Here is a 24,016-nt window from a genome sequence, read left to right on the forward strand (position 1 = left end):
TCCGCCCCCCGGGCCCGGCCACCCTACTAGTGCGGCGTCCACGATGTCCCTCCCCGCGACGTGGGGCGGAAGCCGCACCGCCGCCGAGGACGGACCCGTCCAACGCCCGCCCGGCGCGGGCTCGTTGGCGGCCCGCTTGCGCGAGGACTCCTACGGCTGCCCCCGGCGCTCCGGCTCCGGGATGCCGCCCGCGGCGGGCGCTCGCCCTGCGGCGCCGCGCTGTGCACGGGCCGAGGCGTACAGGCACACCGCCGCGGCGGTCGCCAGATTGAGGCTCTCCGCGCGGCCATGGATCGGCACCCGCACCACCTCGTCCGCGAGGGCCCGGGTCTCCTCGGGCAGACCCCACGCCTCGTTCCCGAAGATCCAGCCGGTGGGGCCGCTCATGGTTCCCGCGTCGAGTTCCGCGTCCAGGTCCCGCTCGCCGGCGCCGTCGGCAGCGAGCAGCCGTACCCCGGCGGTACGCAGCCCTCCCGCCGCCTTCTCGGCGGGAACGCCGACGGCGACGGGCAGGTGGAACAGCGAACCCGCGGAGGCCCGTACGGTCTTCGGGTTGTACAGGTCGACCGAGGCGTCCGTGAGGACGACGGCGTCCGCCCCTGCGGCATCGGCACAGCGCAGCACGGTGCCGGCGTTCCCCGGATCGCGTACGTGCGCGAGGACGGCCACGAGCCGCGGCCGGGCGGAGAGGACCGCCTCCAGCGGTGAGTCGACGAAACGGCAGACCCCGACGAGGCCCTGCGGGCTGACGGTCTGGGCGATGCCGTCCAGCGTCTGCGGCTCGGCGAGATGGACCCGTACACCCGACTCCCTGGCCTCGCGCAGGATTCCGGCATGGCGGTCGGCCGCCTCGGGCGTGGCGAACAGCTCCACCAGGGTCGGGCCGGCGGCCTCCCCCGCCGGGGCCTCCCCCGCTGCGTCCTTGCCCGCGTCCGCACCGGTGCTGACGGGCCGGTGCGCGACGGCTTCCCGTACGGCCTGCGGGCCCTCGGCGAGGAAAAGCCGGTCCTTGGCGCGGAAGTTGCGCCGCACCAGACGCCGCGCTGCGGCGACGCGCGCGGAGCGCGGCGAGATCAGGTCGGGGGTGCCCATGGGCGGCTGCTCACTTCCCGGTTCGTGACCGTGCGGCACGCACAGCAGCGGACCCGCGGGTATCGCTGCCCGCGGGTCCGCTGCTGTGCGTCATACGTCCGGCGTGCTTCAGGCTGCCTTCGGGGCGTTGACGTCGCTCGGCAGGGCCTTCTGCGCCGCCTCGACGAGAGCGGTGAAGGCGCCCGCGTCGTTGACCGCGAGGTCGGCCAGGATCTTGCGGTCCACCTCGATGTTGGCGGCCTTCAGACCCTGGATGAAGCGGTTGTAGGTGATGCCGTTGGCCCGGGCAGCGGCGTTGATGCGCTGGATCCACAGCTGGCGGAAGTCGCCCTTGCGCCGCTTGCGGTCGTTGTAGTTGTAGACGTAGGAGTGGGTGACCTGCTCCTTCGCCTTCCTGTACAGACGCGAGCGCTGGCCGCGGTAGCCGCTGGCCTGCTCCAGGATCGCGCGGCGCTTCTTGTGTGCGTTGACTGACCGCTTGACGCGTGCCACTTGATAACTCCTTGGTACACGGGGCCGGTCTGGTGGGACGAACCACCCGGCCCGAATCGATTGGGTCCCGGTCGAACCGGCCTTACTTGCCGAGAAGCTTCTTGGCCTTCTTGGCGTCGCCCGGGGCCATCTCCGTGTTGCCGGCGAGGCGGCGCGTCAGCGTGGACGGCTTGTGCTCGAGATAGTGGCGGCGACCCGCACGCTGGCGCATCACCTTGCCCGAACCGGTGATCTTGAAGCGCTTGCGGGCACCGCTGTGCGTCTTGTTCTTCGGCATGTCGCCGTTCACTCCTCGTCGGTGACGCCTCGCACCCGGCCGGGGCCGGCGGCGAAGGCGCCGTGGATCGCTTACGGGTTGTCCGGTGATGTCCCGAGGCAGAAGGCCCCTGGAGGGCTCACGCCTCGGCGGGCTCCTCGGCGGGGCTGCTCTCCTGCTGGCGGCCGGCCTTGCGGGCGGCCTGAGCCTCGCGGGCTTCGGCCATGGCCTCGGTCTTCTTCTTGTGCGGACCGAGCACCATGATCATGTTGCGGCCGTCCTGCTTCGGGTTGGATTCCACGAAGCCCAGGTCGGCGACGTCGTCCGCGAGCCGCTGGAGCAGCCGGAAGCCCAGCTCGGGGCGGGACTGCTCGCGTCCGCGGAACATGATCGTGATCTTGACCTTGTCACCCTGCTTGAGGAACCGGACGACGTGACCCTTCTTGGTGTCGTAGTCGTGCGGATCGATCTTCGGCCGGAGCTTCATCTCCTTGATGACCGTGTGCGCCTGGTTCTTGCGCGCCTCACGGGCCTTCATGGCCGACTCGTACTTGAACTTCCCGTAGTCCATGAGCTTGCACACCGGCGGACGGGCTGTCGCCGCCACCTCGACGAGGTCGAGGTCGTATTCCTGTGCGAGCTCCAGGGCCTTGGCAAGCGGCACAATGCCGACCTGCTCGCCACTGGGACCGACGAGTCGCACCTCAGGGACTCGAATCCGGTCGTTGATGCGGGGCTCGGCGCTGATGGGGCCTCCTCGGGTACACGGCGCGGCGGTCTGGCGGACAGCCGCACAAGTGATGTCGTCTTTGTGACCACCGTGCCGGAGACGCAGAAAACGCCCCTGACGGACACAGGCGGTGGCTCCTCAAAGACCTGGAGCACCGACGCGCGAACCGCGGGGCGCAGCCTGACCGTTGACCCGCGGCCCCGGGGGCCGCCAGGTGGGAGTTCGGAGCCTCCACTTGCGGGCTGAAGTCACGTACTCTCCAGCCGGTCGATATCCCAGCATACCAGGGGTCACGGCAGGCCCCCACCGGGGTCACCTGGGCGGGAGGCGCCCCGGCACAGGGGCCTAGGGTGGCACGCATGAGCGAGACCGAATCCAACCGCCCCGCGGAGCACGGCGGCCCGGCCGCCGGCGCTCCCGACTTCGACAGCCTGACCCGCGACATCGCGGACGTCCCGGCCGTCGAGGTCATCACCACTGTCGCGGTGCACCTGATGAGCTCGGCCGCGGTCAACCTCGGTCTCTCCGAGGGCGGCGAGCACCACCGCGACCTGGACGAGGCGCGCAAGCTCATCCACTCCCTCGCCGGCCTCGTCGCCGCGAGCGCCACCGAGATCGGCTCGTACCATGCGGCGCCGCTGCGCGACGGTCTGAAGTCGCTGCAACTGGCCTTCCGCGAGGCGTCAGCCGTGCCCGACGAGCCGGGGGAGGGGCCCGGCGAGAAGTTCACTGGCCCCGTCTTCAGCTGACGGGCACGGGGACGTAGCCGGTCCGGCCGGTGGCGGCCGGTCAGCGGGGGGACCCCGAAGGCTGAAGGTGCCTGTGCAGTTCCGCACCGGCCGGCGGATGCGTGATGCGGTGCACCACAGCCGCGAGCAGACCACCCACGAGCGGGGCCACGAGGAACAGCCAGAACTGGGTCAGCGCGGCACCGCCGGCGAAGATGGCCGGGCCCAGGCTGCGGGCCGGATTGACCGAGGCTCCCGTCAGCGGGATGCCGAGCAGACTGACCACGGCCAGCGTGAGACCGATGGGGATCCCGCCGAAGCCCGCGATCGTCACCTTGTGGGTCATGCACAGGTAGACGTAGACGAGCAGGGCGGTCATGAGCAGTTCGGCCAGGAACGCGCCCCCGAGGTTGAGCTGGACCGCGGAGCGGTCACCGAAGCCGTTGCTGCCGAAGCTGCCGCTGGTCTGAAGGCCGGGAACCTGCTTGGCGAGCAGGAAGAGCAGCGCGGCGCCCGCGATGGCGCCGGCGATCTGTGCGATCCAGTACCTGATCGCGGTCGGCAGGTCCATGCGCTTGGCCGCCACCATCCCGAGGGTGACCGCGGGGTTCACATGGGCGCCGGAGACCGGCCCGAAGACGTAGGCCAGGGCGAGCAGCGTGAACCCGAACGTGAGGGCGATGCCGAGCGTGCCGATGTACTCACCCGACAGCACCGTGGCACCCACCGCGAAGAACACGAGGACCAGGGTTCCCAGGAATTCCGCCGCAGTGGACTGCAGCTCCGTCTCGGTCGACATGGCACTCCTGACACGTCGGGAATGGTCGTTTCACCATCCTCCGACGGCTGTGGCGGGCCCGCATGTCGAGTGGAAAGCGCCCGGACGGCAACGACAACGCGGGGCGGAGGCGGTCTCCCGGGCTCGGGCCCCCTCCGTGCCGCCATGTACGGGGCGACACCGTCAGCGCCGTCAGTGCCGGTGGAGAGCGTCCTCGGGCAGGGTGCTGCCGGGCGGGAGCAGCGCCAGTTCCAGTCCCCCGGCGAGACGTGAGCGCAGCGTCTCGTCGGACGCGAGCGCACCGGCCAGCCTCCGCACGGTCCCGGTGGCCCTCGTGGCGTCGGCGGCGGCGTCCGCGGTGAGCGTCAGCGCGAGGGTGGCGCCGGTGCCGGGGCCGCCGGGCGCGAGATGGGCGGCCGTCACGTCGGGCTCGGCCACGAGCAGGGCGCGCAATGCGTCCTTGACCTGCGGGTCGGCGGTGGGGTCGGTGCTGGTGCGGCCCTCGGCGAGCGCTCGCAGCGCGGCACCGGTGAGCTGATACGTCACGGGCCCGGCGAGGTCCAGGACGAGGGTGTCGGCCTGCTCCTGCGAGAGCGCCTGAAGCGCCTGCCGCAGCGGTACGGCCACGGGCCGTGCCTCCGCGTTCCAGCGGGCCAGGGCCTCGGTGCTCGTGAACGCGGGCAGGGCCCTGCGCCCGCCGGGAGCGGTGAGGGTGGGGACGGCCATGTCGCTCGTCTTCTCGCGGCGCAGCCCGGACTCGTCGACGCTGCTCCCGCCCAGCACGGCGACGACGGGCACCAGCAGCCGCGCCCCCGCGAGCGCTTCGAGCACGCGCTCCTCGGCGCCCGGCTCCCCCGGGCCGGCCCGCCAGGCGGCGAGCGCCTCGGCGAGGGCCGGGTCGGCCGAACCGGTGTCGGCGGCGAAGCCGGGGTCGGGGATGTTCCTGAGCGGTGCCACGGACGGCAGCTTAGTTCCGCTCCGCCACGGCCCCCCACGCCGGGGCGGCGGCCGGCGCCCGGCGCGCGGCGCCCTCTCCCGGCGGCCGCCGCCCCCTCTTCGGGGAGCGCCGGCCGCCCTCCGCCGCTCAGTGTCCCGGGGACCCCGTGCCCATACGGCGCAGCGTCTCCAGGTTCACGCCCTTGTGCACGGCCACCGCGCCGCCGATGAGCAGCAGCCCCAGCACAGCGGCGATGGTCGCCAGCCAGCCTGCGCTCGGCCCGTCGTCCGGGCCGGTGCCGAAGAACTCGCTCCGGTACGGGGGGTGGCTGGGCTGCTGCTTGCGGGGCTTGATGTTCGAACCCATCTCGATGGCTGCCGCCGGGTCGACGACGCCGGTGCCCAGTGCGTCGCTGCGCCCGCCCTCCGGAGTGTGGCGGGCGGTGTCGGAGATCAGTTCCTTGATCTGCGCGGGGCTGAGGTCCGGGTGCGCGGCCCGTACGAGCGCGACGGCACCGGAGACGAACGCCGACGCGGCGCTGGTGCCCCAGCCCTCGTAGTAGCGCCGGTCGGGGTCTGCGATCAGCACCCCCTTGCCGGGGGCCGCGACTGTCGCGTACCAGCGGCGGGTGGAGAAGGATGCCCGCGCCCCGCGACGGTCGACGGCCGTGACAGCGATGACACCGGGATACGCGGCCGGGTAGGAGACGTGGTCGCCCTCCTCGCCGCCGTTGCCGGCGGACGCCACGACGACGGAGCCGCGGCGCTGCGCGTACCGCACGGCGGCGTCCTCACGGGGCTCGGGATGTGCGGAGCGGCTGTCGTCGCCGAGGGAGAGGTTGATGACGTCCGCGCCCTTGTCGGCGGCCCAGCGGATGCCGTCGGCGAGCGCGGAGGCCCGGGCGTTGCGGGCCCGCTTGCGCTTGGGGTCGCTGTCCTCGAGGAGGACGCGGACGGGAAGGATCTTCGCCTCCGGTGCGACGCCCAGGACACCGAGCTTGCCGCCCCTGCCGTGGCCGTGACCGGCGATGATCCCGGCCATGGCGGTGCCGTGCCGGGCCCACGTGCGGTCGCCCTTCTTGGCTCCCATGCGGATGAAGTCGCGGCCCTTGTGCACGCTGCCGTCCAGGTCGGGATGGCCGGGGTCGACTCCTGTGTCCAGCACAGCGACGGTGATGCCCTTGCCCTTGGTGCTCTTCCAGGCCTCCGTCGCGTGGATGGCCTTCAGGCCCCACTGCTGGCGCTGGACGCCCTCCCCGTCGGCCGCCTGTGCGCTTCCGGCTGCCGGGAGCACGCCGAGTACCGCCGCGAGCGCGGCGGCGGCCAGGCGTGCCGGCCCGCTGCGCCGGACCGGGCCTCGCGCGGGACGTGTCTGCCTCACTGGTCGCCCTCTTTCTCCCCCGCCGCGTTGCGCAGCCGGCGCTCGATGCGGTCCGCGATGCCCTGGGCGTCGTGGCCGAGTCCGGCCTGCGCGGCCGCGGAGGTCTCACCGTTCTCGGTCGCTTCCGCGGCGGCCTGCGGGTCGCTGACGATCCGTCCGTCCGCGAAACCACTGACGGCGTAGACGACGACGGGAGCGTCGGAGAGCACCCGTATCGTCCAGCTGGCACGCTGCGCATCCCCGAAGTCGGCGGAGACGGTCCCGCGTGAGCCGTACGGACGGGGCATCAGATCGGTGCGCTCGCTGAGGTTCTCGACGGCGAACCGCTTGCGGAGCGTCCGCATGCCCGCGCCCTCGGAGCGGGTGAAGAGCAGTCCGACGGTCGTCACGGAGCTGGTCGTCTCGTCTGCGTACGTGGCACGTACGAGCCGGCTGCAGCCCACGGGCCGGAGGGCCTTGGCCAGCAGCGGGTCGAACGCTTCACGGCAGTTGGCGTCGGGGGCGACGGCGACGCGGAGCCAGCGGCGGTCGGCTCCGCCGGGGCCGGCGCCCTTGCCCTCGAGGACGCGGGGGAAGAGCTCGTCGACCGAATGGTTGTGCCAGGCGGCGCGCATCTCGTCGAACGAGCCCTCGGTGGCGGCTTGTTGGCCCGGATCGTCGGTGAGGAACGTACCGGCCGCGGCTCCGCCCAGCAGCCCCACACCCAGGACGAGGCAGACGGCTGCGGCGACGGTTCGCGGTGCGGGCCGGTGGTGGGCGGGCTTGTCGCTGATGGGCCGCAAATGCCATGTGGGGGGCCCGGATTCGGGGACCCCGGGCGGCCGCGGCGGCATCGGATTCCCGGCCGTCCCGGGAAACCCCGGCGGACGCTGGGACGGTAGGGCGCCCGCGGGGGGAAGCGGCGCGGAGAGGCCGCCGCCACGGGTGTGTTCGCCCGACGCCGGGCCGGCGCCACGGGTCTGCCCGCCGAGGTCGGAGGCAGGCATTGTGTGCCGTGCCGTCCCGAAGGCCAGCGGCTCCCCCTTGGGCGGCGGAGGCTGGGGTATCGCCGCGGCACGGGGAAGGCGCGGCGCGCCGGACGGGGAGTTGGCAGAGGTGTCTGACGGGGCGGACGTGGCCTCCGGTTCGGAGGGCCTGGACGCGTCCGATTCCGTGTCGTGCGGCATGTGTGCGGTGGGCTCGTCTCTCTGGGAATGCTCCACGGGCGCGCCCTGGCGCGGAGGGGCGGAGGAGCGCGGAGGGGCAGAGGGGCGCGGGGGAAAAGCGGGCTGCGGCGGGACCTTGGGGCGTCCGCGATATGAGTCCGGTGAAGGGTCCGGCGGGGGTGTGCGGTCGGCATCAGTGCTCATCTGCACCCCTCCCGCGCGCAGTGCCACCCCACACGATCCCTTTCGGGGCATGCCGGTTCGTATCGGACAGCACGCCGCTGGTCCAGACTCGTGGCAGCGTGCGGCCGTCACTCTACGGGGCGAACTGGTGGTCCCGGCAACCCGGTCGGGCACATGGCAGGGCTGTCCTGCACGGCTTCGCTCTGGCAAGCTGCCCGAGTGCCCGACGCCACCTCAGACCCAGCCGACCGCGCCCGCTACGACCGTGCGACGGCTCATCTGGACCCGCCGCTGGCCGTCGTCGACCTCGATGCGTTCGACGCGAACGCCGCCGACCTGGTGCGCCGGGCGCGCGGCAAGCCGATCCGCGTGGCCAGCAAGTCCGTTCGCTGCAGGGCCCTGTTGGAGCGGGTGCTCTCGCGGGAGGGCTTCGCCGGGGTGCTGTCCTTCACGCTCGCCGAGTCCCTGTGGCTGGCGCGCTCCGGAATCGACGACGTGCTGCTGGCCTACCCCTCCGCGGACCGTTCCGGCTTCGCCGAACTCGCCGCGGACCCGAAGCTCGCCCGGTCCGTGACCGTGATGGTGGACGACACCGCCCAGCTGGATCTGATCGACGCCGCGAGGGACGGCGGCACGCAGGAGGTCCGGGTCTGTCTCGAACTCGACACCTCCCTGCGGCTCTTGGGCGGCCGGGTGCGGATCGGTGCGCGCCGCTCTCCGCTGCACTCCCCGGCGCGGCTCGCTGAGCTGGCCCGCTCGGTCGCCCGCCGCAAGGGCTTCCGCCTCACCGGACTGATGGCCTACGAGGGGCACATCGCGGGGGTCGGCGACGCCGCACCGGGCAACTGGGCGCGCTCGCGCGGCGTCCGGCTCATGCAGGCGGCGGCCAAACGGGAGCTGGCGGCGCGACGGGCGGCAGCGGTGCGCGCGGTGCGCGTTGTCGCCCCGGACCTGGAACTCGTCAACGGGGGCGGCACGGGAAGCGTGCAGCACACGGCGGCCGAGGAGGCCGTCACGGAGATCGCGGCGGGCTCGGGCCTGTTCGTGCCGCGCTTGTTCGACCACTACACGTCGTTCAGGGGGCGTCCTGCCGCGCTGTTCGCCCTGCCGGTCGTACGCAGGCCGGGCGTGGGCGTGGTGACGGTCCTGGGCGGCGGCTATCCGGCCTCCGGGGCGCCCGGTCCGGACCGGCTGCCGCAGCCCTACCTGCCGGAGGGACTGCGCTACGACAGGCAGGAGGGAGCCGGCGAGGTGCAGACACCGCTGCTCGGCCCGCCCGCCGACGACCTTCTGGTGGGAGACCGGGTGTGGTTCCGGCACGCCAAGGCGGGCGAGCTGTGCGAGCGGTTCGACACGCTGCACGCGATCGAGGGCGACCGGGTCACGGGCTGCTTCCGCACGTACCGGGGCGAGGGGCACACGTTCCTCTGAGGGCTGCGGCGTAGCGGGAGGTTGCCGCGGCGGTACCGGAGGGGCACACGTCACGGGTCACGGTGAAGCCGTTCACGCACCGCCCCGACTGCCGTGCACGCACCCTCAACTGTGCTGATCCGAGGTCTTGTCGGGCGGCGGGCCGGACAGGCCCTGGGCTTCTCAGACGTCCTTGCCGCGACTGTCCTCTCCGGGGTCGCCCTCGGTGACGCCTTCCGCCAGCTTGTCCATGTCGCTCAGCGGCGGAGCCGACTTCGCAATGTCGAAGCCGGTGCGCAGCAGCAGCATCTCCCCCGATCCGTCGGGGTGCGGGAAGGCGACGGACTCGACGTAGGCGTCAGGCTTGGTGCGGTTGACGATCTTCCAGCGCACCCGGTACGCATCCTGACCGGCCACCGAGGTCTTCTCGGAGGCGACCGCCTCGTGCGACGTGATACCGCCGTAAGTGCTCTTGCTGTAGGCGAGCTCGGCGAACCGCCCGATGTCGCTCTTCGCGGTCTCCTCGGCGCCGGAGGTGCCGCCGGGCGCGACGATGATGACGGACGAGCCGCGCAGGCAGCTCTCCTCCTTGCTTCCGGGGCACTTGTACTCCCCGGTGGTGACCATCGGCCCGAAGGGGTCGTGGTCCCAGCCCTTCAGGACCGGCAGGTCGACTCCTGTGGCGGGAACGTCGCCGTCCGGTGAGCCCGGCGCTTCCGGGTCCTCCCCCGGCGGGCCCCTGTCGTCGTCGGGCGGGCCGGGGCTCTCGGACTCACCCGCTCCCGCCTCGTCGCGTGCGAGGCCGGAGCCCGGACCGGTGCCGAGGGCCAGAACGACACTTACGACGAGGGCGGCGGCGAGCACCGCCGCACCGACGATGCCCGCGACGAGCGGGCCGCGCACGGCCGCCTTGGTGCGGGTCTGCCCGGTCCAGCAGACGCCGTCCCACCAGCGTTCCGCAGAGGGCGAGTTGGCTCTGTGCGCGGGGTCGGGATCGGGATACCAGCCGGGCGGCGTCGTCATGCTCACGCATCGCACTGTAGGGCAACGTGTGTACGAATCACACGGGCACCGCCCGGCCTGGGATGTCCCGGTGGAGGTGTGGCTGGTCGCGATGGATGCCGCCTCGTCGCCGTAGCTGTTCACTGCGGCGACGCGGGCGTCCTGCGCAGGTGTGGCTGAGGGTTCGACCTGGCCCGAGAGTGCTTCGGGTGGCCCGGCCGAGCGTGAGAGTCGGGCCGGCCCGCCGATTGGCATGCGTTGGGGCGTAGCCAGGACGCGTCGAGGGGCCCGGGTGCCGAACTGGCACCCGGGCCCCGAGCTTTCAACACCATCTACCGGCTGACTGCGCCGGCCTTCTTGTTCCGCTGATCCGCCTCGGAGGGCGGAAGTACGGGGATGGCGGCTGCGTGACCGGGGACCACCTTCCAATCCGGGGCCTGCGGTACCCGAGCGGTGTTCTGCTTCGCCCGGGCGATCCTGATGGCGTCTGCTCCTTACCTCTTCCGGTTACTCGATTGCACCGCTGGATATCGCGGGTGCTGCATGCGGCCCCTGGGGCCGCTCGGCCCGGCAGCCAGTGAAGGAACCCACCCTTTCCGGCCCCGCCACTCCACTGCCGTTCCGCATCCTGACTGACCTGCTGGCACGGCAGTTCATCTCTGCCGTGCCCTCTTCGACTTCTTGGCTACGCGGGAAACACTAATCCACGCACGTGATTATATCTACTCTTGCCGTGACAGATTTTCTCCACAGCCGGTGATGGGTCTTGCCTCATACACACCCGGAAGAGTGGCGTCAGGGATTGAGGCCCGGCTCAACGGGCACGAGCAGCGGCCCAACCGACCCAGGGCGTGAGGCCATGAACGACACCAGGACAACCAGCACGACAGCCCGTAGGCCCCCCGTCGTGCTTGAAGACGACAGCCCTGTCGGCATCCCTCGCACCCGCCATGTCGCCCGTGCTTTCGCCGACAGCCTCAATCCGGCCCCGGCCCCCGAGACCGCGGAGACCCTGGCCTTGGTGGTCTCCGAACCCGCAACCAACGCACTGCGCCACGGCGGCGGCCACTACACCCTCCACCTCAGCGCCACCGCCGACGCGGTGAACGTCGCAGTCAGCGATCTCAACCCGGCGCCCCCGCGCGAACGTAGCCCCGACCTCAACGGCGGTACCGGCGGCTTCGGATGGCACATGGTCCGCCGCCTCACCGGCGACGTCACCATCACCCCCGGCCCCGGACAGGGCAAGACCATCCATGCCCGCTTCACACGATGAGCTCGCCAACGAGGGTCTTGCATCGGTTGGCTGTCCGCCTCGGCGCGCCCCGGCTCATGACCACCGGCGGACAGGCAGGCCGACTCTCAGGCTTGGCCGGGCCACCTCAAGCACTCACGGGCCAGGTCGAGTTCAATCGCAAGTCCGACCAGGCGGGCGTGCGAGCTGAGCTTGCCGGCGGAGTCGCCTCAGCCGCGAGCCCGGCCGATCACTGGCCGGAGTCGTGGCGGACGGGGCACCGAACGAGGGACGGCGCGGCGCACTTTGCGGAACCTTGAACGGGGTACAGGCGTTGGGCCCGGTATGCGTGCGAGCGGCGTTCGCAACCGATGACTGAGACGAATATTGAGGTGACGTCAGTGGCAATGTGGGACCGGCTCAAGGATCAGGCCAGGACTCTGCAGCAATCCCAGGGCGGACGAACCGGCGGGCGGAGCAGCGGTACTGGCACCGGAGGTGGTTCACGAGCCCAGCTGGTCAGCGCACTGAAGACGCAGCTCGGCTCCCTGAAGACCGAGCTGAAGAGCGGCGCGTACCGGGATGCGAGCATGGCGATGTGTGCGCTGGTCGCGGCCGCGGACGGGCATGTGGACCCCGCCGAGCGGCAGCGTGTCGAATCGATGATTCTCGGCAATGAGGTCCTGCAGAACTTCCCGCCGGAGCAGTTGCGGCAGCGCTTCAACAAGCACGTGGACCAACTGACGCAAAACTTCCCGCAGGGCAAGACCGAAGCGATGCAGGACATCACCAAGGCGGCCAAGAAGCCGGCCGAGGCAAGGGCAGTGATCCAGACCGGCATCGTCATCGCGGGTGCCGACGGCGACTTCTCCCCGGCCGAGCAGATGATCATCCGGGAAGCCTGCACGACACTGCAGGTGCCTGCCTCCGAGTTCCAGCTCTGACTTTCCCGGCCGGGAGACGGAATCAGACGGGCGTCACGTAGGCGCCGGAGATCCCGCCGTCCACCATGAAGTCCGTCGCGTTCACGAACGAGGAGTCGTCGCTGGCCAGGAAGGCGACCGCGGCGGCGATCTCCTCCGGTTCCGCGAAGCGGCCCGGCGGTACGTGCACGAGCCGGCGCTGGGCACGCTCCGGGTCCTTGGCGAACAGCTCCTTCAGCAGGGGCGTGTTGACGGGGCCGGGGCAGAGGGCGTTGACCCTGATGCCCTCCCGCGCGAACTGGACGCCCAGCTCCCGCGACATCGCGAGCACACCGCCCTTGGACGCCGTGTAGCTGATCTGGGAGGTGGCCGCGCCCATCACGGCGACGAACGAGGCGGTGTTGATGATCGAGCCGCGTCCCTGCCGCTGCATGTACGGGATGGCGTGCTTGCAGCACAGGTAGACCGAGGTGAGGTTCACCTGCTGCACGCGCTGCCACGCGTCCATGCCGGTGGTGAGGATCGAGTCGTCGTCGGGAGGCGAGATGCCGGCGTTGTTGAAGGCGATGTCGACGGAGCCGTACGTCTCGTGAGCGGTGCGGAAGAGGGCCTCGACCTGAGCGGAGTCGGTGACGTCCGTCTCCACGTACAGGCCGCCGGTCTCTTCCGCCACGCTCTTGCCGCGTTCGCCGTCGACGTCTGCGCAGACCACGTTGGCCCCCTCGGAGGCGAGGCGCCGCGCGGACGCGAGGCCGATACCGCTGCCCGCACCCGTCACGACGGCGGTGCGTCCGGTCAGGCGGCGGCACTGCGGCGCTGCTCCCTCGGCGCCGGTGAGCGATTCCGTCACGGCTGTTCCTCCGTACTGATGAAGACGTTCTTGGTCTCGGTGAAGGCGGCGAGCGCATCGGGGCCGAGTTCACGGCCGAGCCCCGACTGCTTGTAGCCGCCGAATGGAGTCGTGTAGCGCACGGCACTGTGGGAGTTGACGGACAGGTTGCCCGCCGCGACCGCACGCGAGACGCGCAGTGCCCGGCCCACGTCACGGGTCCAGATCGATCCCGACAGGCCGTACTGGGAGTCGTTGGCGATGCGGACGGCTTCCTCCTCGTCCTCGAAGGGAATGGCCACGGCGACCGGTCCGAAGATCTCCTCGGCACTGAGCCGGTCGCCGGGACGCCCCTCCAGAACGGTGGCCGGATACCAGAAGCCCTTCCCGTCGGGGACCTGTCCCCGGATGAGGGCGGGCCCGTCCTCGGGGACGTAGCCGCGCACCCGTTCACGCTGGCGCTGCGAGATCAGCGGGCCCATCTGCGTCGCCGGGTCGTTCGGGTCGCCGGCCGTGAACGTCTTCACAGCGGGGTCCAGCAGTTCCAGGAACCGGTCGTAGACCTCGCGTTGCACGAGGATGCGGCTGCGGGCGCAGCAGTCCTGGCCCGTGTTGTCCAGGAACGAGCCGGGAGCGGCGGTGGCGGCCAGTGCGAGATCGGCGTCGGCGAAGACGATGTTGGGGCTCTTGCCGCCGAGTTCGAGTGTCACGGGCTTCACGCTCGCCGCACACCTGGCCATGATGTCCTTGCCCACGGCGGTCGAGCCGGTGAAGACCACCTTGGCCACCCTCGGGTGCTCCACCAGCGCGGTGCCGGCCACCGGCCCCTCCCCGGGCAGCACTTGGAAGAGCCCTTCGGGAAGGCCCGCCTCCAGGGCGAGTTCGGCCAGCCGCAGCGCGGTGAGCGGTGTGGTCTCGGCGGGCTTGAGCACGACCGCGTTGCCCGCGGCCAGCGCCGGTGCCGTCCCCCACGCCGCGACCGGCATGGGGAAGTTCCAGGGGGCGATGACGGCGACGACGCCGAGGGGTTCCGCGAAAGTGACGTCGATGCCTCCCGCGACCGGGATCTGGCGGCCGGTGAGCCGCTCCACGCCGCCGGCGGCGTAGTCGAGGAGATCGCGGACGTTGCCCGCCTCGAAGCGGGCATTGCCGACGGGGTGTCCGGCCTCCTGAACCTCCAGGGCGGCCAGTTCCTCGAGGTGTTCATCGACGGTGACGGCGAACCGGCGCAGCAGCCGGGCGCGTTCGCCGGGAGCCAGCGCCGCCCACGCGGTCTGCGCGTTCGCCGCCCGCCGCACGGCCGTGTCGACGTCGACCGGGCCGGCAGCGGTCACAGTGGTGATCAGTTCCTCGGTCGCGGGGTTGATGACCGGGAGTTCGTTCGTTTGGTGCTCGTCCTGCAAGACTCGTTCCTCACATGCGCTCGAAGGAGCGGAAGCGCTCCCAGTCCGTGACCGCCGTGTCGTACGCCTGCTGCTCGATGCGCGCCATGTTGAGGTAGTGCGCGACGACCTCCTCGCCGAACGCCTCGCGCGCGATGGCGCTTTGCTCCCACAGTTCGGCCGCCTCGCGCAGCGTGGCGGGCACGTGCGCGGCGTCCCCGGCGTAGGCGTTGCCGGTGCAGGCCTCCTCCAGCTCCAGCTTCTGGTCCACCCCGTGGAGCCCGGCGGCGATCATTCCTGCGGTCGCCAGGTACGGGTTGACGTCGCCGCCGGGGACCCGGTTCTCCAGCCGGTGGCTGTGCCCGTGCCCGATGATGCGCAGCGCGCACGTGCGGTTGTCGGGGCCCCAGGCGACGGCGGTGGGCGCGAACGAGCCGGGCTGGAACCGCTTGTAGGAGTTGATGTTCGGCGCGTAGAGCAGCGTGAACTCACGCAGGGCCGCGAGCTGTCCGGCCAGGAAGTGCCGCATGGTGTCGGACATGCCGTACGGCGCTTCGTCGTCGGCGAGGACGGGAGCGCCGTTCTCGTCGCGGAGCGAGAGATGGATGTGACAGGAATTGCCCTCGCGCTCGTTGAACTTGGCCATGAAGGTGAGCGCCTGGCCCGACTGCGCCGCGATCTCCTTGGCGCCCGTCTTGTAGACGACGTGCTGGTCGCACGTCGTGAGCGCCTCGTCGTACCGGAAGGCGATCTCGTGCTGGCCCAGGTTGCACTCGCCCTTCGCGGACTCGACCTTCATCCCGGCCGCGCCCATCTCGTTGCGGATGCGGCGCAGCAGCGGCTCGACGCGGCCGGTGCCGAGCATCGAGTAGTCGACGTTGTACTGGTTCACCGGGGTCAGGTCCCGGTAGGCCCTGTCCCACGCCTGCTCGTAGGTGTTCTGGAAGACCATGAACTCCAGCTCGGTGCCGGTGTACGCGCTCCAGCCGCGCTCGGCGAGACGGTCGAGCTGGCGGCGGAGGATCTGCCGCGGGGAGGCCACGACGGGAGAGCCGTCGTGCCACGTGAGGTCGGCGGTGATCATCACAGTGCCGGGGTTCCAGGGGACGACGCGCATGGTGCTGGTGTCGCCGTGCATGGCGAAGTCACCGTAACCGTGCTCCCAGGAGGACATGCTGTAGCCGTCGACGGTGTTCAGCTCGACGTCCACGGCGAGCAGGTAGTTGCAGCCTTCGGTTCCGTGCTCCAGTACCTCGTCCAGGAAGTGGCGCGCCGCGAACCGCTTGCCCTGCAGCCGCCCTTGCATGTCGGTGAAGGCCAGGGCGACGGTGTCGATCTCCTCCCGTTCGACGAGCACTCGCAGCTCGTCGACGGAGAGCAATGGTGTGCGTTCTGCCACGTCTGGCCTCCTGTCGGTCCTCCGGAAGTCATAAGGTAGTCCCGAAGACCATTGGTTCGGAAGGGGTTCGATGAGGGAGGGGCAGTGAGAGCCGAGAGCGCCCAACCGGAAAGCTCCGGCGGCCGGGCCGGGAACGACCCGCTCGCGGCTGTGCTGCGCCCCGTGCGGGCCGGCAACGGATTCGAGGAGGCTCTGGAGCAGATACTCCAGATCGTCCGGCTGGGCCTGGTCCCCGACGGCGAACGGCTCCCCGCCGAACGTGAACTGGCCGAACGCCTCGGTATCAGCCGCGTGATGCTCCGCGAAGTGCTCAAGGTACTCGCGGAACAAGGACTGGTGATCAGCCGGCGCGGCCGCTACGGCGGCACCTTCGTCCAGTATCCGCAGTCGCACTCCCCCGGTGCGGAGACACCGGAGACGGCGGAGTCACCGCCCCGCGGCGCGGCGGCGCACGAGGACGTGGACGTACAGGACACGCTGCGCTTCCGCGAGGTGCTCGAGACGGGCGCGGCCGAACTGTGCGCCTCCCGCGGCCTGGAGAAGGCCGAGGCCGCACAGTTGCGGGCGGCCCTGGACGCCACGCGGAACGCGGCCCTGGCCGACTACCGCCGCAGCGACACCCTCTTCCACCTCACCCTCGTCGAACTGGCGGGCTCCCCCACCCTCACGACGCAGTACGCGGCCGTGCGGGCCAAGGTCAACGACCTGCTGGGGCGCATCCCGCTGCTGGTGCGTAACCTGGAGCACGCCCAGCGCCAGCACGCGGAGCTCGTCGAGGCGGTCCTGGCCGGTGATCCGGAGCGGGCCCGCCGCGTCAGCCGCGAGCACTGCGCGGGCACCGCCGCGTTGTTGCGGGGCTTCCTCGCATGACCTCCGGCATGACGCCGCACGCACCCGTAATCCCCGCGTAACTCACCAGGGGTTGCGCTGCGGCCCGACTCGGGGCAAAGGTATGTAGCCACACCAATGCCGAGGGTAGGAGCGGTCATGGCCGATGGAACCAAGTCCTCGCAGTCGTCCTCCGATACCGGCCCGGAGAGCGCGGAGGCCTATCTCCAAGCCCGTTCTCTCCGGCGGGGCAGCGCCGGGTGGCTGCTGCTGACCGGGCTGGGGGTCGCGTACGTCGTCTCGGGCGACTACGCGGGCTGGAACTTCGGCCTCGCCGAAGGCGGTTTCGGGGGCCTGGCGATAGCCACCGTGCTCATGGGCGCGATGTACACCTGCCTGGTCTTCTCCCTCGCAGAGCTCTCCTCGATCCTGCCGACCGCGGGCGGCGGCTACGGCTTCGCCCGCCGGGCTCTGGGGACTTGGGGCGGTTTCCTGACCGGCACCGCCATCCTCATCGAGTACATCCTCGCCCCGGCGGCCATCGCCGTCTTCATCGGGGGCTACGTCGAATCGCTCGGCCTCTTCGGCATCGAGGCCGGCTGGCCCGTCTACCTCGTCTGCTTCGCGCTCTTCATCGGCATCCACCTGTGGGGCGTCGGTGAGGCGCTGCGCTTCAGCTTCATCGTCACCGGCATCGCGGTCGCGGCCCTGCTGGTCTTCTGCCTCGGCGCCTTCACGCACTTCGGCGGCGGTTCGGTCAACGACATCGCGGTCGACGGCGACGCCTTCGGCTCCAGCGCCTGGCTGCCGCTCGGCCTGCTCGGCATCTGGGCGGCGTTCCCCTTCGGCATGTGGTTCTTCCTGGGGGTCGAGGGAGTCCCGCTCGCCGCGGAGGAAGCCCGCGACCCGGTCCGTGCCATGCCCAAGGCGCTCGCATGGTCGATCGGCATCCTGGTGCTCCTGGCGCTCCTGACGCTGATCCCCGCTGCCGGAGCGGCCGGTTCGGACGCCATCAAGGACGCGGACAACCCCCTCGTCGCGGCTCTCCAGGCAGCGACCGGCGGCGAGCCCACGATGCTGAGCAGGATCGTCAACTACGCAGGGCTGGCGGGCCTGGTGGCCTCCTTCTTCTCCCTCATCTACGCGGGGTCCCGGCAGTTGTTCGCTCTCTCGCGCGCCGGGTACCTCCCCCGCTTCCTCTCCCTGACCAGCCGCCGCAAGGCCCCCTACCTCGGCCTGCTGGTGCCCGGCGTGATCGGCTTCGGTCTGGCCGCCTACACGGGCGACGGTGCGCGGATGCTGAACATCGCCGTCTTCGGCGCGGCCATCAGTTACGTGCTGATGTCCCTCTCGCACATCGTGCTGCGCCGCCGTGAGCCGGAGCTGCCCCGTCCGTACCGCACACCGGGCGGGCTGCTCACTTCTTCGGTGGCCTTCGTGCTCGCCTGTTCGGCCGTCGTGGCCACGTTCCTGGTGGACCCGACCGCGGCCGGGATCGCGCTGCTCCTGTACGTCGTGGCCGTCGCCTACTTCGCCTTCTACAGCCGTCACCACCTGGTGGCCGCTGCCCCCGAGGAGGAGTTCGCGGCGCTCGCGGCCGCCGAGGCGGAGCTGGAGCGGGACGCCGACGGCGGCGATCCGTCCCCTGCGCCGCACGCACGCTCCTGACACAGGTCCAGGTCCAGGTCCAGGTACGGGCCCGCTCCCGGCCCTGGCGGCCGCCGGCCCGTACCGGTCGGGCCGTGCCCGCTCGGCGCGCTCACCCCGGGAGCCGTGCGGGCACGCGGAAGCCCGCGCGGCCACGGGCACGTCACGCCCGTAGGCTGGAGGACCGGACAGGACCGGGTCCCAGGGCCCGATGCCGGGCACCGCGGCAGACGGGACGCCCGGAGACGACGAGATCCGCAGCCGGAGGCCTTACGCCATGCAGAGCCCGCTGATCGGCGTCAGCACGTACATGGAGAACGACGTCCGCTGGGGCGTCTGGCAGCACCGGGCCGCGGTGCTGCCGGCCGGGTACCACCGGCTCGTGCAGCGAGCGGGCGGATGCGCGCTGCTGCTGCCGCCCGACGCGGACGAGCAGGCCCACCGGATCGTGAGCAGGCTGGACGGGCTGGTGGTCTCCGGCGGGCCCGACGTCGAACCCGCCAGGTACGGCGCGGAGCGCGGCCCCGACTGCGGCCCGGCCGATCCCGAGCGCGACGCCTGGGAACTCGCCCTGACCCGGGCCGCGCTGGAGCAGGGCGTACCGCTGCTGGGGATCTGCCGGGGCATGCAGGTCCTCAACGTTTCGCTGGGCGGCACTCTCGTCCAGCACATGGAGGGTCACCGCGGCAGCCCGGGCACCTTCGCCGAGCACACGGTCCTGCCGGTGGCCGGTACACGGCTCGCGGAGGTGCTGCCGGAGCCCGTGTCCGTGCCGACGTACCACCACCAGGCTGTGGCACGGCTGGGCGACGGGCTCGTCCCCGGCGCGCATGCCGAGGACGGCACCGTCGAGGCGCTCGAACTGCCGCGCGGTGAGCACCCGTTCGTCCTCGCCGTCCAGTGGCACCCCGAAGAAGGCCGGGACGTGCGTGTGATGCGCGCCCTGGTGGAGGCGGTCCGGGCGGCGCCGGCGGAGCGGACGGCTCCGGCGGCAGGCTGAACCGGCGGCAGGCCGGACCGGCGGCAGGCTGAACGCGACCCCGTCCCGGCCCCCGCCGAAGCGCCCGGCGCACGGCCCGTCAGCCGAGTGCGGTCCGCAGCGCCCCCGCCAGTGCGGCAGGTGCCTCGGTGAGCGAGGGGCCGTACCAGGTCAGGAACCGCCCTCCGACGAGGGCGGCGGGCAGGCCGGGAAACGCCTCCGGGCCGTCCTGCGCGGTGAAGCGATAGGGCTCGTCCGGCAGTACGACCAGATCCGCGCGGCCGGGCTCGTTCAGCTCGCCGATCGGCACGCGTGGGTAGCGCTCGCCGTGCTGCCCGTAGACGTTGCGCACCCCGAGATGAGCCAGCAGCGCGCCCGCGAAGGTGTCACGGCCGAGCACCATCCACGGCTTGCGCCACACCGGCACGACGGCGCGCGCTTCGAACTCCGCACGCACCCCGCGCCAGGCGGTCTCCGCCTCGTCCAGCCAGCCGGGGCGCGCGAGCCCGCAGCCCCCGGTCAGTACCCGGTCCAGCTCGGCGAAGGCCTGCGGCAGCGTGCGTACTTCGGTGACGAGAACGTCCAGGCCCGCGGCGCGCAGCGCGGCGAGATCGGCCTCACGGTTCTCCTCCTCGTTGGCGACGACGAGGTCGGGTGCGAGGGAGACGATCTGCTCGACGTCCGGATTCTTGGTGCCGCGGACGCGGGGCACGTCCAGCCCGGGCGGGTGGCTGCACCAGTCGGTGGCGCCTGCGAGGATTCCGGGTTCCGTCACCGCCAGCGCCTCGGTCAGGGAGGGGACGAGGGAGACGACGCGTCGTACGGTGCCGGTACGTCTGTGCGCCATACCGGCACCGTACGCCCCCCGTGCGGCTCAAGGTGCCGCTGCCCCGTACGGCGGCCCCGCCAACCGGTGGTCGTCCGCCGGGTGTTCGCCGACGGGCCGGAGGCGCGTTCCTCGTACGGAGAAGAGAGTAGACCGGGCTCGGCCGATGAGGCAGGCCAATTTGCGCCACCCGTAGCCGTGGGCTGCGGGCGGTGCATCACCCCGGCCGCAGTGCCCCGCCCGTACGTCACGGCCCCGCCCGGTGCCCGCCCGGTGCCCTCTTCCGCGTCCGCTGTCGGAGGCGTACGGCATCATCGGGGCGTGACTACGACGACGGCACGACGCCTGATGCTTCTGGACACCTCGTCCCTCTACTTCCGTGCGTACTTCGGCGTGCCGGACTCGGTGAAGGCACCCGACGGCACCCCCGTCAACGCGGTGCGCGGACTGCTCGACTTCATCGCACGACTGGTGAGCAACCGTCATCCCGACTCGCTGGTGGCCTGCATGGACTTCGACTGGCGTCCCCAGTGGCGCGTCGACCTCATCCCCTCCTACAAGGCGCACCGCGTGGCCGAAGAGGTCGCCGCAGGTCCGGACGCCGAGGAGATCCCGGACACGCTCAGCCCGCAGGTGCCGGTCATCGACGAGGTGCTCGACGCGGTCGGTATCGCCCGCGTCGGCGCGGCCGGATTCGAGGCGGACGACATCATCGGAACCCTCACGGCCCGCGCCGACTCGCCCGTCGACATCGTCACGGGAGACCGTGACCTGTTCCAGCTGATCGACGACGACCGGGGTGTACGGGTGCTGTATCCGGTCAAGGGCGTGGGCACGCTCGACGTCTACGACGGCTCCGCCCTGCGCTCCAAGTACGGCGTGGACGGCTCGGGCTACGCCGATCTGGCCACGCTGCGCGGCGACCCGAGCGACGGGCTCCCCGGAGTGCAGGGCATCGGCGAGAAGACCGCCGCGAAACTGCTGGAGCGCTACGGCGACCTGGCCGGAATCGTCGCCGCCGCCGAGGACCCGGGGTCGGCGATCACCCCGGCCCAGCGCAAGCGTCTGGCCGAGGCCCGTCCGTATCTGGCCGTGGCACCGAAGGTGGTGCGGGTCGCGGGCGATGTGGCCCTTCCGGAGTTCGACGCCTCCGTGCCGTCGCGCCCGCGTGCCCCGCAGGCCCTCGACGCCCTCGCCGAGCGGTGGGGTCTCGGCGGCTCCCTGGAGCGGCTGCTGAACGTGCTGGCGGAGCGGGAAGGCTGACCGCGGCAGGGGTGGTGCGGGCCCGGGAGTCCCGAGAGCCCTGGTGGGCGGGCCGAGCGGTGCCGTGCGAAAGCCGGAGTGGTACGTTGACAACTTAGGCAACCCTAACCGCTCTGTCCCCATTGCTTCCGCGTATCTCCTGGAGTCCCACGTGGCAGACCGCACGGCCCGCACCAAGAACCAGGTCCACCACGCGCGCGTGGTCCGCACCGAGCAGCTGACCCCCCACATGGTGCGCGTCGTGCTCGGCGGTCCCGGTCTGGCCGGGTTCGAGGCCGGCGAGTACACGGATCACTACGTCAAGCTGCTCTTCCCCGTCCCCGGCGTGGAGTACCCCGAGCCGTTCGACATCGCCGCCGTACGCGCGGACTTCCCGCGCGACCAGTGGCCCGTCACCCGTACGTACACGGTGCGCTCCTGGGCACCCTCGGCGCGGGAGCTGACGCTCGACTTCGTCGTGCACGGTGACCAGGGGCTGGCCGGGCCGTGGGCGCGCGGTGCCCGGCCGGGCGACGAGATCCGCTTCCTCGGTCCGGGCGGCGCCTACTCCCCCTCCCCGCAGGCCGACTGGCATCTGCTCGCCGGCGACGAGAGCGCCCTCCCCGCCATCGCCGCGGCGCTCGAGAGCATGCCCGCCGACGCCACCGTGCGGGCGCTGATCGAGGTCGAGGGGCCCCAGGAGGAGCAGAAGCTGAGCGTGCCGGACACAGCCTGCGTGACATGGCTGCACCGGGGGGCGGCCCGGGTCGGCGAGAAACTGGTGGGGGCCGTGCGGGCACTGGAATTCCCGCCGGGAACGCCGCAGGCGTTCGTGCACGGCGAGGCCGGCTTCGTGAAGGATCTCCGCCGCCATCTGCGTCTCGAACGCGGCCTGGAACGCGAGCAGTTGTCCGTCTCCGGCTACTGGCGGCTCGGCCACGACGAGGACGGCTGGCAGGCGTCGAAGAAGGACTGGAAGGCGCAGGTCGAGGCCGAGCAGGAGTCCGCCACCGGCTCGCGACCCTGACCCGGGCGACCGGTTCCCTCCGCGCCGGGGGCCGCAGAGGAGAAGTTCACCTGCGGCCCGGCACACGGGCCGGGTCACGGTACGGGACGTGGGACGCAGTCCCGTCGCGGACGGACCGCTCGGAGCGGTACGCACACTCGGCTCACCCGCGGCACCGTCGCTCCGCGAGTTCCGTCGGAGAACGAGACGTCAGCGCTCCACCGGTCCGCGCGGGCACTCCGGTCCCGGCGCAGTGACCGGGTTGCACCTCACCGGCCCGCTGCCGCGCGGGAGTTCGGCCACGTAGTCGGAGCCGTAGCGGGCCGCGAGGCCCGGGGCGGGGAAGTCCGTCGAGACCATCTGGGCTCCTGAGGCCAGAGCGTCGCGGAGCATTCCCGTGTCGCCGCTCGAGGCCTGGTCGAGGGGCACGTCGGAGCGGGTCCGTACGAAGTATCCCTGCTTCACCAGGTTCCGGATGACGGTCCTGTTGGTGCCGGTCGGGTCGTTGACCTTCATGAACGCGGCGTCCGCGCGGCCCGGACCGGAATCGGTGAAGAGCGCCCGGCCCTGGAGGCTCTCCCGGCCGCCCGCCCGGTAGGCGTCCTGGAGTTTCCGGTCGTCGTTGTCCATCAGGAACATCACCTTGCCGCGGGCGGCGGACAGGCGCGGCCAGCCGTGCTTGCGTACGGACTCCCCCAGTGTTTCGCCGGGACGGCGGATGTCGTCGGCCGTGACGGTCGCCTCGTCGGGGAAGACGGTCCGGATCTCCGCGTCCAGCGCGTCCAGCGCGTCCAGCATCGCGGTGTCCCACGGCGGGCTCTTCGCGCCGCCGCGGGCCTCCATGTCCGGGTCCGTCTCCTTCAGTTCGAGCAGGATGGGGAGCGGCACATGGCCGGGGTGCCGCTCGGACCACGTCTTCACCTGCGTCAGGCAGCGCCTGAGCGTGACGCAGCTGCTGCGGTAGTCGAAGTCGGCCCAGTGCAGCACCTTGAAGCCCGCCTCGCGCAGATCCGGATCGTCCTGCGGCGGCAGACCGGCGTCCTTGCGGATCAGTGGATCTGCGTACAGACCACCGTCCGGGTCGGGGAAGACGTCCAGTTCGATGCCGCGTGCCTGCTGACGGGTGAACTGCACGGGCAGCGAGGCGTGACTGTAGAGGAGCGTACGGAAGTTCGGGTCGTGCTCCGCCATCAACTGCTGTTCGGCGAACGGCGCTTCGCGGTGGTAGCTGTTGTGGGTCGCCATCGCCTGGATCTGGGTGACACGCAGTCCGTCCGTCGCGGACCGCCCCTCGGCGGGCTGCGGGGCGGGGGCCGCCGACGACAGGGCGACAGCCGCGGCGAGGGCGGCGGCGGAGGCCGCCCATCGCCGGGCCCTCGCCCCGGGCGGGAGGACGGAGCCGGGACGGGGTCCGGCAGCGGATCCGGACGTGGTGCGCACATCGGCCTCCCGCGGGCATGAGAACGTCGGCGCGGTGTACATGCCCACGCGGCGCCCGAAGCCAACACGCCGGGCAGGCACGGCCGTTGAGCGGTGACGACGGTGCGTTCGGGGGCCGGGAACGCGGCCGGCCCCGGAACGCGGCGGC

General features: G+C 71.7%; 23 protein-coding genes. 9 read left to right on the forward strand and 14 right to left on the reverse strand.

All coding sequences use genetic code 11. The features are described from left to right. Positions 1–150: 150 nt before the first annotated feature. The 4 genes from EV375_RS02740 to infC all read right to left on the reverse strand — a co-directional run bounded on the left by EV375_RS02740 (position 151) and on the right by infC (position 2,642). The gene (locus tag EV375_RS02740) at positions 151–1,092 is read right to left on the reverse strand and encodes a TrmH family RNA methyltransferase (protein ID WP_130298026.1); all 942 of its coding nucleotides are present in this window, start codon (positions 1,090–1,092) and stop codon (positions 151–153) included. Positions 1,093–1,200: 108 nt separating this feature from the next. Beyond that, positions 1,201–1,584 carry a 50S ribosomal protein L20 gene (gene rplT / locus EV375_RS02745; protein WP_028436556.1) on the reverse strand — a complete coding sequence of 128 codons (384 nt, stop codon included), beginning with the start codon at positions 1,582–1,584 and terminating at the stop codon, positions 1,201–1,203. Positions 1,585–1,666: 82 nt separating this feature from the next. Continuing rightward, on the reverse strand, positions 1,667–1,861 hold the full coding sequence (gene rpmI / locus EV375_RS02750) for a 50S ribosomal protein L35 (protein ID WP_130298027.1): 195 nt from the start codon (positions 1,859–1,861) through the stop codon (positions 1,667–1,669). 118 nt (positions 1,862–1,979) lie between these two features. Continuing rightward, a complete protein-coding gene (gene infC / locus EV375_RS02755; RefSeq protein ID WP_074466978.1) occupies positions 1,980–2,642 on the reverse strand; it encodes a translation initiation factor IF-3 in 663 nt (220 codons plus the stop codon). A gap of 287 nt (positions 2,643–2,929) precedes the next feature. Here infC and EV375_RS02760 point away from each other — a divergent pair, with 287 nt between their 5' ends. Then, positions 2,930–3,319: a DUF1844 domain-containing protein gene (locus EV375_RS02760; protein ID WP_130298028.1), complete on the forward strand. Its 390-nt coding sequence runs from the start codon at positions 2,930–2,932 to the stop codon at positions 3,317–3,319. Between the two features lie 40 nt (positions 3,320–3,359). On the opposite strand, the gene EV375_RS02765 is transcribed toward EV375_RS02760, so the two are convergent. The 4 genes from EV375_RS02765 to EV375_RS02780 form a co-directional block, all read right to left on the reverse strand. Further along, positions 3,360–4,097 (reverse strand): MIP family channel protein, encoded by a 738-nt coding sequence (locus tag EV375_RS02765; protein WP_130298029.1) that lies wholly within the window; start codon positions 4,095–4,097, stop codon positions 3,360–3,362. 171 nt (positions 4,098–4,268) lie between these two features. Beyond that, positions 4,269–5,033, reverse strand: a complete 765-nt coding sequence (locus EV375_RS02770) for an SseB family protein (RefSeq protein ID WP_130298030.1) — start codon at positions 5,031–5,033, stop codon at positions 4,269–4,271. Positions 5,034–5,160: 127 nt separating this feature from the next. Continuing rightward, positions 5,161–6,393: a type VII secretion-associated serine protease mycosin gene (gene mycP, locus EV375_RS02775; protein WP_165434666.1), complete on the reverse strand. Its 1,233-nt coding sequence runs from the start codon at positions 6,391–6,393 to the stop codon at positions 5,161–5,163. After that, positions 6,390–7,175 (reverse strand): hypothetical protein, encoded by a 786-nt coding sequence (locus tag EV375_RS02780; RefSeq protein ID WP_486588239.1) that lies wholly within the window; start codon positions 7,173–7,175, stop codon positions 6,390–6,392. Before EV375_RS02780 ends, mycP begins: the two co-directional genes overlap by 4 nt. Positions 7,176–7,940: 765 nt before the next feature. Here EV375_RS02780 and EV375_RS02785 point away from each other — a divergent pair. Beyond that, on the forward strand, positions 7,941–9,152 hold the full coding sequence (locus EV375_RS02785; protein ID WP_486588240.1) for an amino acid deaminase/aldolase: 1,212 nt from the start codon (positions 7,941–7,943) through the stop codon (positions 9,150–9,152). Between the two features lie 162 nt (positions 9,153–9,314). Here the strand turns inward: EV375_RS02785 and EV375_RS02790 are convergent, their stop codons facing one another. Beyond that, positions 9,315–10,154 (reverse strand): DUF2510 domain-containing protein, encoded by an 840-nt coding sequence (locus EV375_RS02790; protein ID WP_486588685.1) that lies wholly within the window; start codon positions 10,152–10,154, stop codon positions 9,315–9,317. An 886-nt stretch (positions 10,155–11,040) separates the two neighbouring features. Here EV375_RS02790 and EV375_RS02795 point away from each other — a divergent pair. Next, positions 11,041–11,409: an ATP-binding protein gene (locus EV375_RS02795; protein WP_486588241.1), complete on the forward strand. Its 369-nt coding sequence runs from the start codon at positions 11,041–11,043 to the stop codon at positions 11,407–11,409. Between the two features lie 359 nt (positions 11,410–11,768). After that, entirely contained in the window at positions 11,769–12,311 is a 543-nt protein-coding gene (locus tag EV375_RS02800) for a tellurite resistance TerB family protein (RefSeq protein ID WP_130301552.1), read from the forward strand. A 22-nt stretch (positions 12,312–12,333) separates the two neighbouring features. Here EV375_RS02800 and EV375_RS02805 read toward each other — a convergent pair whose 3' ends face one another. The 3 genes from EV375_RS02805 to EV375_RS02815 are packed head-to-tail and all read right to left on the reverse strand — an operon-like array spanning position 12,334 to position 15,900. Next, entirely contained in the window at positions 12,334–13,140 is an 807-nt protein-coding gene (locus EV375_RS02805; RefSeq protein ID WP_130298034.1) for a 3-oxoacyl-ACP reductase, read from the reverse strand. Beyond that, positions 13,137–14,522 carry an aldehyde dehydrogenase family protein gene (locus tag EV375_RS02810; protein ID WP_130298035.1) on the reverse strand — a complete coding sequence of 462 codons (1,386 nt, stop codon included), beginning with the start codon at positions 14,520–14,522 and terminating at the stop codon, positions 13,137–13,139. The genes EV375_RS02805 and EV375_RS02810 overlap by 4 nt, the downstream gene beginning before the upstream one ends. Before the next feature lie 10 nt (positions 14,523–14,532). Beyond that, positions 14,533–15,900 carry a glutamine synthetase family protein gene (locus EV375_RS02815; RefSeq protein ID WP_130298036.1) on the reverse strand — a complete coding sequence of 456 codons (1,368 nt, stop codon included), beginning with the start codon at positions 15,898–15,900 and terminating at the stop codon, positions 14,533–14,535. Between the two features lie 84 nt (positions 15,901–15,984). On the opposite strand from EV375_RS02815, the gene EV375_RS02820 reads away from it, so the two are divergent. The 3 genes from EV375_RS02820 (at position 15,985) to EV375_RS02830 (ending at position 19,375) form a co-directional block, all read left to right on the forward strand. Next, positions 15,985–16,770, forward strand: a complete 786-nt coding sequence (locus EV375_RS02820) for an FCD domain-containing protein (protein WP_130298037.1) — start codon at positions 15,985–15,987, stop codon at positions 16,768–16,770. Between the two features lie 117 nt (positions 16,771–16,887). Next, on the forward strand, positions 16,888–18,396 hold the full coding sequence (eat, locus tag EV375_RS02825; protein WP_130298038.1) for an ethanolamine permease: 1,509 nt from the start codon (positions 16,888–16,890) through the stop codon (positions 18,394–18,396). A 256-nt stretch (positions 18,397–18,652) separates the two neighbouring features. After that, complete coding sequence (locus EV375_RS02830; protein ID WP_130298039.1) at positions 18,653–19,375, forward strand: gamma-glutamyl-gamma-aminobutyrate hydrolase family protein; 723 nt, start codon at positions 18,653–18,655, stop codon at positions 19,373–19,375. A 79-nt stretch (positions 19,376–19,454) separates the two neighbouring features. Here EV375_RS02830 and EV375_RS02835 read toward each other — a convergent pair whose 3' ends face one another. Further along, positions 19,455–20,201, reverse strand: a complete 747-nt coding sequence (locus tag EV375_RS02835) for a helical backbone metal receptor (RefSeq protein WP_130298040.1) — start codon at positions 20,199–20,201, stop codon at positions 19,455–19,457. 327 nt (positions 20,202–20,528) lie between these two features. Here EV375_RS02835 and EV375_RS02840 point away from each other — a divergent pair, with 327 nt between their 5' ends. Together EV375_RS02840 and EV375_RS02845 are read left to right on the forward strand one after the other, a co-directional pair. After that, complete coding sequence (locus EV375_RS02840) at positions 20,529–21,443, forward strand: 5'-3' exonuclease (RefSeq protein ID WP_130301553.1); 915 nt, start codon at positions 20,529–20,531, stop codon at positions 21,441–21,443. 151 nt (positions 21,444–21,594) lie between these two features. Next, a complete protein-coding gene (locus tag EV375_RS02845; RefSeq protein ID WP_130298041.1) occupies positions 21,595–22,449 on the forward strand; it encodes a siderophore-interacting protein in 855 nt (284 codons plus the stop codon). Positions 22,450–22,638: 189 nt separating this feature from the next. Here EV375_RS02845 and EV375_RS02850 read toward each other — a convergent pair whose 3' ends face one another. Next, entirely contained in the window at positions 22,639–23,868 is a 1,230-nt protein-coding gene (locus tag EV375_RS02850; protein ID WP_486588242.1) for a phosphatidylinositol-specific phospholipase C1-like protein, read from the reverse strand. Between the last annotated feature and the right edge of the window lie 148 nt (positions 23,869–24,016).

It is taken from the genome of Streptomyces sp. CNZ301 (assembly GCF_004217425.1).